Source organism: Pseudomonas sp. RIT288 (assembly GCF_000631985.1).
GTDB lineage: Bacteria > Pseudomonadota > Gammaproteobacteria > Pseudomonadales > Pseudomonadaceae > Aquipseudomonas.
In genome coordinates this window covers 50,310-67,881 of sequence record NZ_JFYN01000011.1, presented here as the reverse complement: position 1 = coordinate 67,881, position 17,572 = coordinate 50,310, and the positions used below count along the sequence as shown (strand labels likewise).

12 protein-coding genes are annotated in these 17,572 nt (G+C 61.0%); 7 read left to right on the top strand and 5 right to left on the bottom strand.

Annotated elements, in window-relative coordinates; all coding sequences use genetic code 11:
* Entirely contained in the window at positions 1 to 660 is a 660-nt protein-coding gene (locus BW33_RS11435; RefSeq protein ID WP_047599067.1) for a GntR family transcriptional regulator, read from the bottom strand.
* 267 nt (positions 661 to 927) lie between these two features.
* Between BW33_RS11435 and xdhA the strand changes: the two genes are divergently transcribed.
* The 4 genes from xdhA to guaD all read left to right on the top strand — a co-directional run bounded on the left by xdhA (position 928) and on the right by guaD (position 7,066).
* Positions 928 to 2,382, top strand: coding sequence for a xanthine dehydrogenase small subunit (gene xdhA / locus BW33_RS11430; RefSeq protein WP_047599066.1), 1,455 nt, complete (start codon positions 928 to 930; stop codon positions 2,380 to 2,382).
* Positions 2,375 to 4,774: a xanthine dehydrogenase molybdopterin binding subunit gene (gene xdhB / locus BW33_RS11425; protein WP_047599065.1), complete on the top strand. Its 2,400-nt coding sequence runs from the start codon at positions 2,375 to 2,377 to the stop codon at positions 4,772 to 4,774. The genes xdhA and xdhB overlap by 8 nt, the downstream gene beginning before the upstream one ends.
* Positions 4,775 to 4,890: 116 nt before the next feature.
* Entirely contained in the window at positions 4,891 to 5,748 is an 858-nt protein-coding gene (gene xdhC / locus BW33_RS11420; protein ID WP_047599064.1) for a xanthine dehydrogenase accessory protein XdhC, read from the top strand.
* Positions 5,749 to 5,761: 13 nt separating this feature from the next.
* A complete protein-coding gene (gene guaD / locus BW33_RS11415; protein ID WP_047599063.1) occupies positions 5,762 to 7,066 on the top strand; it encodes a guanine deaminase in 1,305 nt (434 codons plus the stop codon).
* Between the two features lie 146 nt (positions 7,067 to 7,212).
* Here the strand turns inward: guaD and BW33_RS11410 are convergent, their stop codons facing one another.
* Positions 7,213 to 7,977: a GntR family transcriptional regulator gene (locus tag BW33_RS11410; protein WP_007961054.1), complete on the bottom strand. Its 765-nt coding sequence runs from the start codon at positions 7,975 to 7,977 to the stop codon at positions 7,213 to 7,215.
* A 357-nt stretch (positions 7,978 to 8,334) separates the two neighbouring features.
* On the opposite strand from BW33_RS11410, the gene BW33_RS11405 reads away from it, so the two are divergent.
* Entirely contained in the window at positions 8,335 to 9,525 is a 1,191-nt protein-coding gene (locus tag BW33_RS11405) for a benzoate/H(+) symporter BenE family transporter (RefSeq protein WP_047599062.1), read from the top strand.
* Between the two features lie 144 nt (positions 9,526 to 9,669).
* On the opposite strand, the gene BW33_RS11400 is transcribed toward BW33_RS11405, so the two are convergent.
* Positions 9,670 to 10,014 (bottom strand): YggL family protein, encoded by a 345-nt coding sequence (locus BW33_RS11400; RefSeq protein ID WP_003223308.1) that lies wholly within the window; start codon positions 10,012 to 10,014, stop codon positions 9,670 to 9,672.
* A 234-nt stretch (positions 10,015 to 10,248) separates the two neighbouring features.
* On the opposite strand from BW33_RS11400, the gene dacB reads away from it, so the two are divergent.
* Positions 10,249 to 11,709 carry a D-alanyl-D-alanine carboxypeptidase/D-alanyl-D-alanine endopeptidase gene (gene dacB, locus BW33_RS11395; protein ID WP_047599061.1) on the top strand — a complete coding sequence of 487 codons (1,461 nt, stop codon included), beginning with the start codon at positions 10,249 to 10,251 and terminating at the stop codon, positions 11,707 to 11,709.
* 113 nt (positions 11,710 to 11,822) lie between these two features.
* Here the strand turns inward: dacB and BW33_RS11390 are convergent, their stop codons facing one another.
* Together BW33_RS11390 and rlmKL are read right to left on the bottom strand one after the other, a co-directional pair.
* Complete coding sequence (locus BW33_RS11390; RefSeq protein WP_047599059.1) at positions 11,823 to 14,213, bottom strand: sensor domain-containing diguanylate cyclase; 2,391 nt, start codon at positions 14,211 to 14,213, stop codon at positions 11,823 to 11,825.
* 146 nt (positions 14,214 to 14,359) lie between these two features.
* Entirely contained in the window at positions 14,360 to 16,630 is a 2,271-nt protein-coding gene (rlmKL, locus tag BW33_RS11385; RefSeq protein WP_047599058.1) for a bifunctional 23S rRNA (guanine(2069)-N(7))-methyltransferase RlmK/23S rRNA (guanine(2445)-N(2))-methyltransferase RlmL, read from the bottom strand.
* Positions 16,631 to 17,162: 532 nt separating this feature from the next.
* On the opposite strand from rlmKL, the gene rmf reads away from it, so the two are divergent.
* The gene (gene rmf, locus BW33_RS28440) at positions 17,163 to 17,378 is read left to right on the top strand and encodes a ribosome modulation factor (RefSeq protein ID WP_003223300.1); all 216 of its coding nucleotides are present in this window, start codon (positions 17,163 to 17,165) and stop codon (positions 17,376 to 17,378) included.
* Positions 17,379 to 17,572 lie beyond the last annotated feature (194 nt).

The following is a 17,572-nucleotide window of genomic DNA, read 5'->3' as shown; positions in this document are numbered from 1 at the left end:
TCAGGCAACCGTCAGGGCGGAGACCACCAGATCGCAGCTGCGCTGGGCGTAAGCCGTCAGCACGATGCGGATCTGCGGCAAATCACGGGCGAGCACAGCGGCCAGCAGGCGTTCGAACAGTTCGAGGAACTCGCTCATTTCGGCCTTGCGCTGTTCGAGGGCGAGGAAATACGCACGGCTCATGGCCGGCTGCAGGTTCTCGACGGTCTCTTGCAGGTACGGGTTGTTGGCAAACGGGTACGCAGCGCGCATCACGGCGAAGCTGTCGTCGACGAAGGTGCGGATGTCCTGACGCTCATAGCTGGCGGTCAGACGCTGCTGAATCTGTACGAACGTCGCCATGTCGGCCTGGGTCTGCCAACCGTTGGCGACCGCATTGCCGAGCAGGATGTACAGCTCGCTCATCAGCGTGCACAGGCTCTGCACCTTGTGCGCGGTGAGTTCGGTGACATGGGCGCCACGCCGCGGCAGGATCGCGATCAGGTGGCGGCGTTCGAGGATCAGCAGGGCTTCGCGGACTGATCCGCGGCTGACATTGAGGGCCAGCGTGACCTTCTGTTCCTGAATGCGCTCTCCCGGCTTCATTTCGCCGCGAATGATGCGTTCGGCGAGGTGGTGAGCGATTTGCTCGGCGAGGCTGTCCGGCGCCTTGAACGTCATGGTTGTCCTTCAAACTCTTCGATCTGCACAAGCGGCGCAGTGTAGCGCAAATGCAGGTGCATGGCGGAGTGCCCGCACGGCGCTTTTTGGCACGATTCAAGCAAAAAAGCAGTGGATCCGCTCAGGGTCAATACTCAATAGAGCACGCGTTAATCGACAAAACCGTTTTTCCTGACCTTTAAGTCAGAAAACCATTGACCGAAAAGTCAGACCTGCTAAATTCGGCTCAAGTCGGTTAACAACAATAATGAGTCTGCGAGGCCTTCCGTGATCCAGTTTTTACTTAACCAGGAACTCCGTAGCGAGCACGCCCTGGACCCGAATCTGACCGTGCTCAATTACCTGCGCGAACATGTGGGCAAATCCGGCACCAAAGAAGGTTGCGCCAGCGGCGACTGCGGCGCCTGCACCGTGGTGGTCGGCGAGTTGCAAACGGATGACGCCGGCCGCGAACACATTCGCTATCGCAGCCTCAACTCGTGCCTGACCTTTGTTTCGTCGCTGCACGGCAAACAACTGATCAGCGTCGAAGACCTCAAGCACAAGGGCGAACTGCACAGCGTGCAGAAAGCCATGGTCGAGTGCCACGGCTCGCAGTGCGGCTTCTGCACCCCCGGCTTCGTCATGTCGCTGTTTGCCCTGCAAAAGAACAGCGATGCACCGGATCAGGCCAAGGCGCATGAAGCGCTGGCCGGCAACCTCTGCCGCTGCACCGGCTACCGGCCGATCCTCGCCGCCGCCGAACAATCCTGCTGTGGCAAACAGCCGGACCAGTTCGATGCCCGCGAAGCCGAGACCATCGCCCGCCTCAAAGCCATCGCCCCGACCGATATCGGTGAACTCAACAGTGGCGACAAGCGCTGCCTGGTGCCGCTGACCGTCGCCGATCTGGCCGATCTGTATGACGCTTACCCGCAAGCGCGGCTGCTGGCCGGCGGCACCGATCTGGCGCTGGAAGTCACCCAGTTTCACCGTACCCTGCCGGTGATGATCTACGTCGGCAACGTCGCCGAAATGAAGCGCATCGAAAGCTTCGATGACCGTATCGAAATTGGCGCCGCCACCGCCCTCTCCGACTGCTACGAAGCGCTGACTGCCGAGTACCCGGACTTCGGCGAACTGCTGCACCGCTTCGCCTCGCTGCAGATCCGCAACCAGGGCACCCTCGGCGGCAACATCGGCAACGCCTCGCCCATCGGTGACTCGCCCCCGCTGCTGATCGCTCTCGGTGCGCAGGTGGTGTTGTGCAAGGGTGAAACCCGGCGCACCCTGAACCTGGAAGACTATTTCATCGACTACAAGGTCACTGCCCGCCAGGAAAGCGAGTTCATCGAGAAGATTATCGTCCCGCGTGCCACCGCCGAGCAGCGTTTCCGCGCCTACAAAGTCTCCAAGCGTCTGGACGATGACATCTCCGCCGTCTGTGCCGCATTCAATCTGCGCGTGGAAAACGGCGTGATCAGTGACGCGCGCATGGCTTTCGGCGGGATGGCCGCAATTCCGAAACGCGCCGCCCATTGCGAAGCCGTGCTGCTCGGTCAGCCGTTCAACAACGCCGTGATCGAACGCGCCTGCGCTGCGCTGGCCGAAGACTTCACGCCGCTCTCGGACTTCCGCGCCAGCAAGGAATACCGCCTGCTCAGCGCACAGAACCTGCTGCGCAAATACTTCATCGAACTGCAAACACCGCACATCGAGACTCGGGTGACCGCTTATGTCTAACCATCACGCCGTAGAGAAGACTCAAGCCGAATTGGCGGAACTGTTCGCCAAGGACCTGACCACCGGCGTCGGCCGCAGCGTCAAACACGACAGCGCCGCCAAGCATGTGTCCGGTGAAGCGCAGTACATCGATGATCGGCTGGAATTTCCCAATCAGTTGCACGTTTACGCACGACTGTCGGACCGCGCCCACGCGAAAATCGTCCGCATCGACACCAGCCCCTGCTACGCCTTCGAAGGCGTGCGCATTGCGATCACCCACGAAGACGTGCCGGGCCTGAAAGACATCGGTCCGCTGCTGCCGGGCGATCCGCTGCTGGCGATTGATGACGTGCAATTCGTCGGGCAACCGGTGCTGGCCGTGGCCGCGAAAGACCTGGAAACCGCACGCAAAGCGGCGATGGCGGCGATCATCGAATATGAAGATCTCGAGCCGGTGCTGGATGTGGTCGAAGCCTTGCGCAAACGCCACTTCGTGCTCGACAGCCACACCCATCAGCGTGGCGATTCGGCTTCGGCATTGGCCTCCGCTGAACATCGCATTCAAGGCACGCTGCACATCGGCGGCCAGGAACACTTTTATCTGGAGACGCAGATCTCCTCGGTGATGCCCACCGAAGACGGCGGCATGATCGTCTACTGCTCGACGCAGAACCCCACCGAAGTGCAGAAACTGGTGGCCGAAGTGCTCGACGTGTCGATGAACAAGATCGTCGTCGACATGCGCCGCATGGGCGGTGGTTTCGGCGGCAAGGAAACCCAGGCCGCCAGCCCGGCGTGCCTGTGCGCGGTGATCGCGCACCTCACCGGCCAGCCGACCAAGATGCGTCTGCCACGGGTCGAAGACATGCTGATGACCGGCAAGCGCCACCCGTTCTATGTCGAGTACGACGTCGGCTTCGACAGCACCGGGCGTCTGCACGGCATCGCCATGGACCTGGCCGGCAACTGCGGCTGCTCGCCGGACCTGTCAGCTTCGATTGTCGACCGGGCGATGTTTCACTCGGACAACTCGTACTACCTCGGTGACGCGACCATCAACGGCCACCGCTGCAAGACCAACACCGCGTCGAACACCGCCTACCGTGGCTTCGGCGGCCCGCAAGGGATGGTCGCCATCGAAGAAGTGATGGACGCGATTGCCCGTCACCTCAACCTCGATCCGCTGGCGGTGCGCAAGGCCAACTACTACGGCAAGACCGAGCGCAACGTCACCCACTACTACCAGACCGTCGAGCACAACATGCTCGAAGAGATGACCGCCGAACTGGAAGACAGCAGCCAGTACGCCGAGCGCCGCGAAGCGATCCGCCGCTACAACGCCAACAGCCCGATCCTGAAAAAAGGCCTGGCGCTGACCCCGGTGAAATTCGGCATTTCCTTCACCGCCAGCTTCTTGAACCAGGCTGGCGCGCTGATCCACGTCTACACCGACGGCAGCATCCACCTGAACCACGGCGGCACCGAAATGGGCCAAGGCCTTAACACCAAGGTCGCGCAGGTGGTGGCCGAAGTGTTCCAGGTGGAAATGGATCGGGTACAGATCACCGCGACCAACACCGACAAGGTGCCGAACACTTCGCCGACTGCGGCTTCCAGCGGTGCTGACCTCAACGGCAAGGCCGCGCAGAACGCCGCCGAGATCATCAAGCAGCGTCTGGTGGAATTCGCCGCGCGGCACCACAAGGTCAGCGAAGAAGACGTGGAATTCCACAACGGTCATGTGCGCGTGCGTGACCACATCATGACCTTCGAAGCGCTGATCCAGCTGGCGTATTTCAATCAGGTCTCGCTGTCGAGCACCGGCTTCTACAAGACCCCGAAAATCTACTACGACCGCAGCCAGGCCCGTGGTCGGCCGTTCTACTACTTCGCCTTCGGCGCGGCGTGTTGCGAAGTGATCGTCGACACCCTGACCGGCGAGTACAAGATGCTGCGTACCGACATCCTCCACGACGTCGGCGCCTCGCTGAACCCGGCGATCGACATTGGTCAGGTCGAGGGCGGTTTCGTCCAGGGCATGGGCTGGCTGACCATGGAAGAGCTGGTCTGGAACAACAAGGGCAAGCTGATGACCAACGGCCCGGCCAGCTACAAGATCCCGGCCGTGGCGGACATGCCGCTGGACCTGCGGGTGAAACTGGTGGAAAACCGCAAGAACCCGGAAGACACGGTGTTCCATTCCAAGGCTGTGGGTGAGCCGCCGTTCATGCTCGGGATTGCCGCGTGGTGCGCGATCAAGGACGCGGTGGCGAGCCTCGGTGACTATAAGCATCAACCGCAGATCGATGCGCCGGCGACCCCGGAGCGGGTGCTGTGGGGGTGTGAGCAGATGCGCCAGCTCAAGACTGTGAAAGCAGTCGAAGCTGAAACTGAGCTGGCTCCGCTCTAGACCGAGGCGCGGCCTTCGCGAGCAGGCTCGCTCCCACCTTTGGAATGCATTCCCTTGTGGGAGCGAGCCTGCTCGCGAAGAGGCCCGAACAGACAACGACAAATGTCGAGGTGAATATGTACAACTGGATCGACGCCCTCGCCGACCTGCAGAATCAGGGCGAACCCTGTGTTTTGGTGACGATCATCGAAGAACTCGGCTCGACCCCGCGCAATGCCGGCTCGAAGATGGTCGTCAGCGCCAGACAGACCTTCGACACCATCGGTGGCGGGCATCTGGAATACAAAGCCATGCAGATCGCCCGCGAGATGCTCGCCAGCGGCAGGCAGGACACTCATCTGGAGCGCTTCAGCCTCGGCGCCAGCCTCGGCCAGTGCTGCGGCGGCGCCACCGTGCTGCTGTTCGAACCGATGGGCCAGGTGCAGGCGCAGATCGCGGTGTTCGGCGCCGGGCATGTCGGTCGCGCGCTGGTGCCGCTGCTCGCCAGCCTGCCGTGCCGGGTGCGCTGGATCGATTCGCGGGACGAGGAATTCCCCGAACACATCCCCCACGGCGTGCGTAAAATCGTCGCCGAAGAGCCTGTGGATGAAATCGACGACCTGCCTGCCGGCAGCTACTGCATCGTCATGACCCACAACCATCAGCTCGACCTGGAACTCACTGCCGCGATCCTCAAGCGCAACGACTTCGCCTACTTCGGCCTGATCGGCTCGAAGACCAAACGCGCCAAGTTCGAACATCGCCTGCGTGATCGCGGTTTCGACAGCGGCGTCGTGCAACGCATGCGCTGTCCGATGGGCATCGGCGAAGTCAAAGGCAAACTGCCTGTGGAAATCGCCATCTCCATCGCCGGCGAAATCATCGCCACCTATAACGCCAATTTCGGCCAGCACAGCGCCAGCGCCGAACCGATTGCCAGACTGCTGCCGGTTTCCCGGCGCAGTCAGGCCGCCAAACTCAAAGCCTCAAACTGATTAGAGAACCCTCATGCCTCTGACTCGCAAAGCCTACCGCGCCGCCATCCTGCACAGCATCGCCGACCCCGCCGAAGTCGGGATCGAAGCCTCCTACGAATATTTCGAGGACGGCCTGCTGGTGGTCGATGGCGGCAAGATCAGCGCCCTCGGCCACGCCAGTGAACTGCTGCCGACCCTGCCGGCGGACATCGAGATCACCCACTATCAAGACGCGCTGATCACCCCGGGCTTCATCGACACCCACATCCACCTGCCGCAAACCGGCATGGTCGGGGCCTACGGCGAGCAACTGCTGGACTGGCTCAACACCTACACCTTCCCGTGCGAAAGCCAGTTCGGTGACAAGGCCCACGCCGACGATGTAGCCGATATCTTCATCAAGGAACTGCTGCGCAACGGCACCACCACCGCGCTGGTGTTCGGTAGCGTGCACCCGCAATCGGTGAACTCGTTCTTCGAAGCCGCCGAGAAGCTCGACCTGCGGATGATCGCCGGCAAGGTGATGATGGACCGCAACGCCCCGGACTACCTGACCGACACCGCCGAATCGAGCTACGTCGAGAGCAAGGCGCTGATCGAACGCTGGCATGGCAAGGGTCGTTTGCACTACGCCGTCACCCCACGCTTCGCCCCGACCAGCACCCCGGAGCAACTGACCCTCGCCGGCCAACTGCTGACCGAATACCCGGATCTGTACATGCAGACCCACATCAGCGAGAACCTCAAGGAAATCGAGTGGGTCAAGGAACTGTTCCCGGAGCGCAAGGGATACCTGGACGTTTACGATCACTACAAGCTGCTCGGCGAGCGTTCGGTGTTCGCCCACGGCGTGCACCTCTGTGACGACGAATGTGCGCGGCTGGCGGAAACCGGCTCGGCGATCTCGTTCTGCCCGACCTCGAACTTCTTCCTCGGCAGCGGCCTGTTCAACCTGCCGATGGCCGAGAAGCACAAGCTCAACGTCGGCCTCGGCACGGACGTCGGTGGCGGCACCAGTTTCTCGCTGCTGCAAACGCTGAACGAAGCCTACAAAGTCATGCAGTTGCAGGGTGCGCGCCTGAGTCCGTTCAAGTCGCTGTACCTGGCGACCCTCGGCGGTGCGCGGGCACTGCGTCTGGAAGAGAAGATCGGCAACCTGCAACCGGGTTCCGATGCGGACTTCCTGGTGCTGGATTACAACGCTACACCGCTGCTGAGCTATCGCCTGAAGCAGGCCAATAACATTGCTGAAACGTTGTTTGTGCTGATGACGCTGGGCGATGACCGCACGGTGCAGCAGACTTATGCGGCGGGGGCCTTGGTGCATCAGCGCTGAGTTTTCCCAAGGCATAAAAAATCCCCCAGAGCCTTTCAGCCTGGGGGATTTTTGTTGCCTGTCAGGAAGATCAAAAGATCGCAGCCTGCGGCAGCTCCTACATTGGATCGCACGTCCCTGTAGGAGCTGCCGCAGGCTGCGATCTTTTAAAGCTTGGCCGCCGGGCGCCCAGGCTTCTTGGTCTGCAACAAATGCGAGAACACCGCATGCAGATCATCCGAAGCACTTTCCTCATCGAGGTTGAGCTTGCTGTCGATGTGATCCATGTGGTGCATCATCAGGTCCACCGCCAGTTCACCGTTGCGCGCTTCGATGGCGTCGATCAACTGGGTGTGCTCGTCGTAGGAACAATGCGAGCGGTTGCCGCTTTCATACTGGGCGATGATCAGCGAAGTCTGCGAGACCAGGCTGCGCTGGAAGCTGATCAGTGGCGCGTTTTTCGCCGCTTCGGCCAGTTTCAGATGGAATTCGCCCGACAGACGGATACCGGCACCGCGATCGCCACGGGAGAAGCTGTCGCGCTCGTCGTTGACCATCTGACGCAATTCGGCGATCTGCTCGGCAGTGGCGTGCTGCACGGCCAGTTCGGTGATCGCGCGCTCCACCAGACGACGGGCCATGAACACCTGACGCGCTTCTTCAACGCTCGGGCTGGCGACGACGGCGCCACGGTTCGGCCGCAACAGCACCACGCCTTCATGGGCCAGACGCGACAGTGCGCGGCGAATGATGGTGCGGCTGACCCCGAAGATTTCCCCCAGCGCTTCTTCGCTCAATTTTGTACCGGGCGCCAGACGCTGTTCGAGGATGGCCTCGAAGATATGCGCGTAGACAATATCGTCCTGGGTTCCGCTGCGGCCGGCTTTGCCTGCTCGCGGTTGTTTCTTGAGGGGTTGCAACTGTTCGTTCATGGGCACTCGAGTCGGGAGAACTGCGGCGAATAGACCGTGACTGTAATACGGCACAGTAGGTCGCTGGCAAGTATCGCGTAAAAAACAGCGCGATTGTACACAATGGATGGTGGCAACACGACTGTATGGCTGTTTGTGACCACGGCTGTATTGCAACGATCCGTTACGATTGAGTTTAGGCTTGATCACAGAATCCGCCTTTGCGCACAACTGCTCTTATGTAGGAGCTGCCGAAGGCTGCGATCTTTTGACTTTGATTTTTAGCAGCAAGATCAAGAGATCGCAGCCTTCGGCAGCTCCTACACAGGGTTCAGCGTAATTGCGGGGATCTCCATCTGTATAAGGAACACCGCCGTCATGAACGACGCCACTTACACCCGCCTGCGCCCCCTCGCCGACACCTCGCCTTCGGCAATCGTCGCCGGTTTCATCGCGATGATGACCGGCTACACCAGTTCGCTGGTGCTGATGTTCCAGGCCGGGCAAGCGGCGGGCCTGAGCAGCGGGCAGATTTCCTCGTGGATCTGGGCGATCTCGATCGGCATGGCGGTGTGCTCGATCGGCTTGTCGCTGCGCTATCGCACACCGATCACCATTGCCTGGTCGACACCGGGTGCAGCCCTGCTGATCACCAGCCTCGGTGGCGTCAGCTATGGCGAGGCCATCGGCGCCTACATCACCTGCGCGGTGCTGGTGACCATTTGTGGGCTGACCGGCAGTTTCGAACGCTTGGTGAAAAAGATTCCGGCATCGCTGGCGGCGGCATTGCTGGCGGGGATTCTGTTCAAGATCGGCAGCGAAATCTTCGTCGCCGCGCAACACCGCACCGGTCTGGTATTGGGGATGTTCTTCACTTATCTGCTGGTCAAGCGCCTGTCGCCGCGTTACGCGGTGCTCGCCGCATTGCTGATCGGCACCGCACTCTCGGGCTTCATGGGCCTGCTGGATTTCAGCGGTTTCCATCTGGAAGTGGCGACGCCGGTGTGGACCACCCCGCACTTCTCGCTGGCCGCGACCATCAGCATCGGCATTCCGCTGTTCGTGGTGGCGATGACCTCGCAGAACATGCCCGGCATCGCCGTGCTGCGCGCTGACGGCTACAACGTCCCGGCCTCACCGCTGATCACCAGCACCGGCATCGCCTCGCTGTTGCTGGCGCCATTCGGCTCCCACGGCATCAACCTCGCAGCAATCAGTGCAGCGATCTGTACCGGGCCGCACGCCCATGAGGATCGCAACAAACGCTACACCGCCGCAGTCTGGTGCGGGATTTTTTACGGGATCGCCGGGGTGTTCGGCGCCACATTGGCGGCGCTGTTTGCCGCGCTGCCGAAAGAGCTGGTGCTGTCGATTGCCGCGCTGGCACTGTTCGGCTCGATCATCAACGGCCTGAGCATTGCCATGACCGAGGTGAAGGAACGCGAGGCGGCGCTGATCACTTTTATGGTCACGGCGTCGGGGTTGACGCTGTTTTCCATTGGGTCGGCGTTCTGGGGGATTGTCGCGGGGGTTTTGACGTTGCTGATTCTGAATTGGCGTAAAGCTTAAAGCAAAAGATCGCAGCCTTCGGCAGCTCCTACAGGTGTACACCATTCCCATGTAGGAGCTGCCGCAGGTTCGGGCCGCGTTCGGACGATCTTTTGATCTTCCAAAAAAAAACGGCGACCCTCAGGTCGCCGTTTTTTTTCAGTATCACTTGGCCGCGTTGATCGGCTTTTCCGGATACCAGACGTCCAGCAGCGGGCTGACGGTCATGCCGGTCAGTTCGCTACGGTTTTTCAGCCAGGCTTCAACGGCAGCGCGCTGCTCTTCGTTGACCGAGCCACGCTTCTGCAGGCAAACCAGACCGAAGTCATCGCCGCCAACATAACCCAGACCGTTGGCTTCCATGGCTTCTTTGATGAATGCTTCGAGGAAAGCGTCAATGGCTTCTTCGGACAAGTCTTCTTTGAAGTCCAGGTTCAGTTCGAAACCCAGCTCTTGAAATTCATCAACGCACAGTTTTTTGCGCAGACGCTGGGAACGGTTAGTCGCCATTGGAACAATCCTCTTAAGTAATAACGGCCGGCACTTTACCAGTTTAAGCGGTCAATTGCCCGACTCTCTGGGCTCGGTGGCCGACCGCCTGTAAAAAAAATAACGAAATGGCCGCCTCGGGCAAGGCACAAGCTGTTACACCTTGGGGCATAATGCCGACACTTTCATGACCACTGAGGGCTTTTTCATCCATGCTCTCGTTATTTCCCCCTCTTCTGCAGGGTTTTATTTCATATGATCAAATCGTTGCGTCCACTGTTTCTTGCCGGCCTTCTTCTGCCCCTGGCCCTGCCGGTTTCTGCGGCCACTATCAATACCGCCCTCACCCCTAACGTCGAAAAAGCCCTCAAGGCCAGCAAACTGCAACCGACCGCGCTGTCGCTGGTGATGATTCCGCTCGATGGCCCGGGCAATCCGACCGTGTACAACGCCGACGTCTCGGTCAACCCGGCCTCGACCATGAAATTGGTGACCACCTACGCCTCGCTGGAAATGCTCGGCCCCAACCATCAGTGGAAAACCGAGTTCTACACCGACGGCGATCTGAGCGGCGGTATCCTCAACGGCAACCTGTACCTCAAGGGTGGCGGCGATCCGAAGCTGAACATGGAAAAACTCTGGCTGCTGATGCGCGACCTGCGCGCCAACGGCGTGACCCAGGTCACCGGCGACCTGATCCTCGACCGCAGCTTTTTCATCCAGCCGCAACTGCCCGAGTTCAACGACGACGGCAATGACGAGAACAAGCCGTTCCTGGTCAAACCCGACTCGCTGCTGGTCAACCTCAAGGCCCTGCGCTTCGTCGCGCGCAATGACGGGGGCCGGGTGCTGATCTCGGTGGAGCCGCCGATTGCCAGCGTGCGCATCGAAAACACGGTCAAGGCGCTCAACTCCAAGCAATGCACCGGTGGCGTGCGCTACAACCCGGTGACCCAGGCGGACGGCAGCGTGACCGTGACCGTCGCCGGTCAATTGGGCGAAGGCTGCAGCTCGCAGACTTATCTGTCGCTGCTCGACCACGCGACCTACACTGCCGGTGCCGTGCGCGCGATCTGGAAAGAACTGGGCGGCAGCATCCAGGGCAAGGATCGCCTCGCCGCGACCCCGAGCAGCGCCAAGCTGCTGGCCCGCGCCTATTCGCCGGATCTGGCGGAAATCATCCGCGACATCAACAAATACAGTAACAACACCATGGCCCAGCAGCTGTTCCTGAGCCTCGGCCAGAGGTATCGCAATGAAGCCGACGGTGACGACGCCAAGGCTGCACAACGGGTAGTCCGCCAGTGGCTGGCGAAGAAAGGCATCACCGCGCCGCATCTGGTGATGGAGAACGGTTCGGGGCTGTCGCGCGCCGAACGCGTCAGCGCCCGCGAAATGGCCAACATGCTGCAAGCGGCCTGGCACAGCCCGTACGCCGCCGAGTACATCAGCTCGCTGCCGATTGCCGGCACCGACGGCACCATGCGCAAACGCCTGAAGACCACCGCGATGCGCGGTGAAGCCCACGTCAAGACCGGCACCCTGAACACCGTGCGGGCGATTGCCGGCTTCAGCCGTGACGTCAACGGCAACACCTGGGCGGTGGTGGCGATCCTCAACGACAAGGCGCCGTTCGGCGCGTCGTCGGTGCTGGATCAGGTGCTGCTGGATCTGTACAAGCAGCCGCGCTTGCCGCAGACCGCTGCGGCCCTGTAATAAAAAACAAAAGATCGCAGCCTGCGGCAGCTCCTACATGGGAATGATGTACACCCTGTAGGAGCTGCCGCAGGCTGCGATCTTTTGATCTTCTGCAGGATTGGCGTAACGGCTTAGCTCATCTGCTCCACTCGATCGCGCCCGCCCTGCTTCGCCGCATACACCCCCGAATCCGCCCGCAGCAGCAGCGCATCCGCGCCCTCCCCCGGGCGCCAGCTGGCGATGCCGAAGCTGGCCGTCACCACCCCGACCACATCCACCGGCGCACTGCGCAGGCCTTGCCACAACTCCACCGCCAGCATGTACGCATGCTCGCCGTCGATGTCCGGGCACAGCACCATGAACTCTTCACCACCGAGACGACAGAACACGTCGGTACGCCGCAAACGATGGCCGATGCGCTCGCACACCGCTTGCAGCACCCGGTCGCCCACGGCATGGCCGTACTGGTCGTTGATGCGTTTGAAGTGGTCGATGTCGAGCATGATCACCGACAGCTCACCACCGCCGCGCTCGACCCGGGCCATTTCGGTGGTCAGGCGTTCCTGGAAGTAGCGGCGGTTGTGGATGCCGGTCAGCGAGTCGGTGACCGACAGCGCCCGTAATTCCTCTTCCACCCGTTTCAAGTCGGAAATGTCCGAGATGTAACCGTGCCACAGCACGCCGCCGCCCGGCAGCTCTTCTGGCGTCGCCTCGCCGCGCACCCAGCGCAGGCCGCGCTCGGGCAATTGCACACGGTATTCCTCGCGCCATGGGCTGAGGTTGTCCGCCGAGGCACGGATCGAGGTGCGCACTCGCGAGACATCTTGTGGATGGATGCGGGTGAAAATCGCCTCGGCATTCAGTAGCAGCACGTCCGGCTCCAGCTCGTAGATCTCGCGGATGCCATCGCTGGCGTAGATCACGCTGAAGCGCCCGTCGAATTCCATCTTGAACTGGTAGATGCCGCCGGGCACGTGCGCGCTGAGTTTTTTCAGCAATACATCCCGCGCCGCCAGCGCTTCGTGCACGCGCTTGCGCTCGGTGATGTCGATGCAGATCGCCAGATGCCCGACCCACAAACCCTGCTCATCGAGCACCGGGGTGGCGAGCATGTTCACCGGCAGATGACTGCCGTCGCTGCGCACCAGCGTCCACTCCCGTGCCTCATGGCCGCCGACCTCGCCGCCCTCGACCAACATCGCGTGGCAGGTCGGAATGCTCTTGCCGTAACGTGCACTCAATTCCGCCGAACGCGCCGCCAGTTCTCGCGGCAGATGCAGGTTTTCCAGGGTCATGTGGCCGACCACATCGGCGCTGCTGTAGCCGAGCATCTGTTCGGCGCCGGGGTTGAAGGTGTTGATCACCCCGCGCAGGTCGGTGGCGATGATTGCCACCTGGGTCGCGGCATTCAGCACGCCGCGCAACTGACCGTGGGTGCCGCGCAATTCCTGCTCGCGGGCGTGCAGTTCCTGCGTGCGCAGTTCGACCATGCGCAAGGCGCGCTGGCGTTGACTGACCAGCACGTAGAGCAATGCGCTGAGCAACAGGCTCAGCAGCGCTCCCAGCACCATCAGGCTGCTGATCGACGAATGGTTGGCCTGCAGAAACGCTTCGCTGGGCTGCATGTCCACTTGATAGTCATGGTCGGCCATTCGTACCAAACGTGTGGCGGACAGATCACTGGCCCCGGCCTGGTTGGCGGACTCGTAGAGCACTTCATGCTGATCATCGGTGGACAGGTCGAGAATACGCACGGTGAGGAAGTCCTGGTGCTCCTCCGGCAGTCCGTCGGCCAGCAACTGCTGCATGCTGATCACCGCCATCACATAGCCTTGCGGCGGCCCTTTCGGTGCCCCTCCTTCACGGGTGACCGGCGCCAGCAGCAAGACGCCCCGGGCATACGCCGGATCAATCCCCACCAGATGCAATGGCTGCGACACCACCATGTGCCCGGTGCGGTCGGCGCGTTCCAGCGTCGCCCGGCGCAGCGGTTGCGCCAGCAAGTCGTAACCCAGCGGCGTGGGCAAGCGGCTGAGGCTCTGGGTGTAGATCACCGGTACGTATTCGGGGCGATCAGCGGCGGTCTGCAACTGATTGTCAGCGGTCAGCTCACGAAAGGTGAAGGTGCTGAAGCCTTCGTTACGCACGGCCTGTTCGACCGCCGGACGTTCGGCACGGCTGATCCGCGGCGCATAGGAATAGGCCTGGGTGCGTAATAAAAGCGGCTTGGCATAGCCATCGAATTCGCTACGCGAGACCGAGTCGGAGTTGGCGAAGAAACGGCGCAGGCCGTCGAGACGTTGTTCCTGATCCTGGAAACGTTCTTCGATGCGGCTGTAACGCTCATTGGCCAACAGCTGGAAGCGTTGGCGCAGTTGATGGTGAAACTGATTGAGGGTGGCCCAGGCGAGCAGCCCCGTGAGAATCCCGCCGGCGAGCAATACCAGCAGCGCGACCAGCCAGGCCGAGACGTCTTCGCTGATAAAACCCAGAATCTTCGGGCGCACGGGGTGCAACGACATAGGGGCAACTCACGACGCCATTGTTTCGGGGAAAAAACCATTGGCCATGCGTTGAGTTATAGCTATTAGCCATTAATTTGGCTAGCGCTGATCGGATCCAAGAGCCTTTAAAAATCAAGGCTCTGTGGATCCAACCAGCCCGAGCGTCAACGAGCCGTGATTTTCCAGGCGCGGTGGATCTTGGTGTTACGCGCAAAATCCGGATCGATGGTCTGTGCGCTGATTTCTTCGACCGCGTAACGCTCGGCGAGGTTTTCCTCCAACTGGAACTTGCGGAAGTTGTTGGAGAAGTACAGCACGCCACCCGGGGCCAGACGTGCCATGGCCAGGTCGATCAACTGCACCTGATCACGCTGCACGTCGAAGATACCTTCCATGCGCTTGGAGTTGGAGAAGGTCGGCGGGTCGATGAAGATCAGGTCGTACTCGTCGCGGCTGCTTTCCAGCCACGCCATCACGTCGCCCTGCTCCAGGCGGTTCTTGTCAGAGAAACCGTTCAGCGACAGGTTGCGCCGCGCCCAGTCAAGATAAGTCTTCGACAGGTCGACGCTGGTGGTGCTGCGCGCACCGCCCTTGGCCGCGTGCACACTGGCGGTCGCGGTGTAGCAAAACAGATTGAGGAAGCGCTTGCCGGCGGCCTCTTTCTGAATGCGCATGCGCATTGGCCGGTGATCGAGGAACAGCCCGGTGTCGAGGTAGTCGGTGAGGTTCACCAGCAGCTTGACGCCGCCTTCGCTGACCTCATTGAACTTGCCCTGCGCCGCCTGACGCTCGTATTGCTTGGTGCCGCTCTGACGCTCGCGGCGTTTGACCACCACGCGGCTCTTGTCGACGTTCAGCGCCTGCGGGATCGCCGCCAAGGCGTCGAACATGCGTGCCGAGGCTTTTTCCGGATCGATCGACTTCGGTGCGGCGTATTCCTGCACGTGCACCCAGTCGTGATACAGGTCGATGGCCATGGCGTATTCCGGCATGTCGGCATCGTAGACGCGGTAGCAGTCGATGCCCTCGCGCTTGACCCACTTGCTCATCGCCTTGAGATTTTTCTGCAGGCGGTTGGCAAACATCTGCCCGCCTTCGCTCAGGCGTGGCTGCTCGATTACCGGGGCCGGGGCTGGCGTCGGTTTGATCGGGTTGCCGTTCTTGTTGAACTTGCGCTCTTGCGGCTCGTTCGGGGTTTGATCGTAGGCCGCTTGCTCGCGCTCGGCCTGACGCTGTTCCGGAGTCCGCCGCTCGCCGGTAACGAACTGGTCCGGCAGCACCTTGATCAACAGCAGCTTGCACGGCAGCGCGCCGTTCCAGAACGAATACTGCTTGTGGCTGCGAATGCCCATGCGCTTGCCCAGATCCGGAGCGCCGGTGAACACCGCCGCTTCCCAGTTCAGGCAGGCCTGACGCAGACGCTCGCCGAGGTTCTGGTAGAGGTAAAGCAGGCTGGCTTCGTCGCCCAGACGCTCGCCGTATGGCGGGTTGCAGATCACCAGACCTTTCTGGTTCTGGTCCGGACGCGGCTCGAAGGTCGCGACTTCGCCCTGATAGATCTTGATCCACTCGCTCAGACCGGCGCGCTCGACGTTGTTGCGGCCCGGTTGAATCAGGCGCGGGTCGGCTTCGTAACCGCGAATCCACAGCGGCGGCTTGGCCAGACCGGCAGCGGCACGTTCGACCGCTTCTTCATGGAGTTTTTTCCACAGCGCCGGAACGTGGCCGAGCCATGCGGTGAAGCCCCACTGCTCGCGGCGCAGGTTCGGCGCCATGTCGGCGGCGATCATCCCCGCTTCGACGAGGAACGTACCGACACCGCACATCGGGTCAGCCAGTGCGCCGCCTTCGGCCGCAATGCGCGGCCAGCCGGAACGGATCAGGATCGCTGCCGCGAGGTTTTCCTTCAGCGGTGCCGCGCCCTGCTGCAGGCGGTAACCGCGCTGGTGCAGGCTATGGCCGGAAAGGTCGAGGGACAGGATCGCTTCGCCGCGATCCAGGCGCAGGTGAATGCGCAGGTCCGGGTTGAGCTTGTCGATCGACGGACGGTCGCCCTGCGGAGTACGCAGCTTGTCGACGATGGCGTCTTTGACTTTCAGCGCGCCGAAGTGGGTGTTGTCGATGCCCGAGCCGTGGCCGCTGAATTCGACGGCCAGAGTGCCGTCGGAGAGCATGTGATCCTGCCACTCGACGTCTAGCACGCCGTGGTACAAGTCTTCGGCGTCTTTCATCGGGAAGCGCTTGAGCACCAGCAACACCCGGTTGGCCAGACGCGACCACAGGCACAGGCGATAAGCGGTTTCCATGGTCGCCATGCCACGCACGGCGGAGGTGTGCTCGCGGGCTTCTTCAAGGCCAAGCCCGACGGCTTCCTCGATGAGCAGGCCTTCAAGGCCTTTGGGGCAAGTGAGGAAGAGTTCGAAACGGTCGGACATGGTATTTCCAGAGCCTTTGGCTAGTGAACCGGCAACGCATTGCCGATCCGGTTTTCAATCAGGCGCTTTTCTAAAAGAGCGCCCGCGTGGCACGAAGGTGTGCCGTTCCATCCCCGCTGCTCGGGTTAAAAGAGCTTAGATGCCGGGACAGAGAAAATAGTTGATGAAACAAAAAGTCTTAAAGCGACCCTTCGTCGCTTAGTAACCGAGCGTAAACGTGGGTCATTCTCACTAAAGGATTAACCCCATCATCCAGCGCGGGGCCGATCATACCGGGGTTTGCTGAAAAAACGTTCATGAAACCGGTCGTTACTTATGGCTGTAGCACTATTTTCGTTACGTCCTTATGACAAAACGATCATTCCCTCGGTGTGACTCATTGGTTAGAACTGACCACAGGTTGACGTCGCAACGGCGTCAACACCTTGGCTCGCCACGCCGGCAGCGAGCCGCCCAACGGCAGAGTTTTTTCTGCCAGACCTCGATTGAGGTCAACGCGACGAAAACAGTCAACAAGTGAGGGAAACACCCTATGAGAAGACTTAAGCGTGATCCGTTGGAAAGAGCATTTTTGCGCGGATATCAATATGGCGTTGGTGGCAAATCCCGCGAGCTTTGCCCATTTACTCTACCGTCGGTACGCCAAGCCTGGATCAACGGCTGGCGAGAAGGACGCGGCGACAACTGGGACGGTATGACCGGCACTGCGGGGATCCACAGACTCAACGAACTTCACGCCGTCGGCTGACACAGGGCACTTATTGCAACACGACAATCTGAATTTGTAGCGACTTACCATGCACGTCCTTCCCGGACGGCGGGCTGCGGCCCAGGGGCTCCTTCGAGGAGCCCTTTTTTATGCCTGACACACTATTTATTTGTGCAGGAACACAAAACCTGTGGGAGCGAGCCTGCTCGCGAAAGCGACGTGTCATTTAGTGA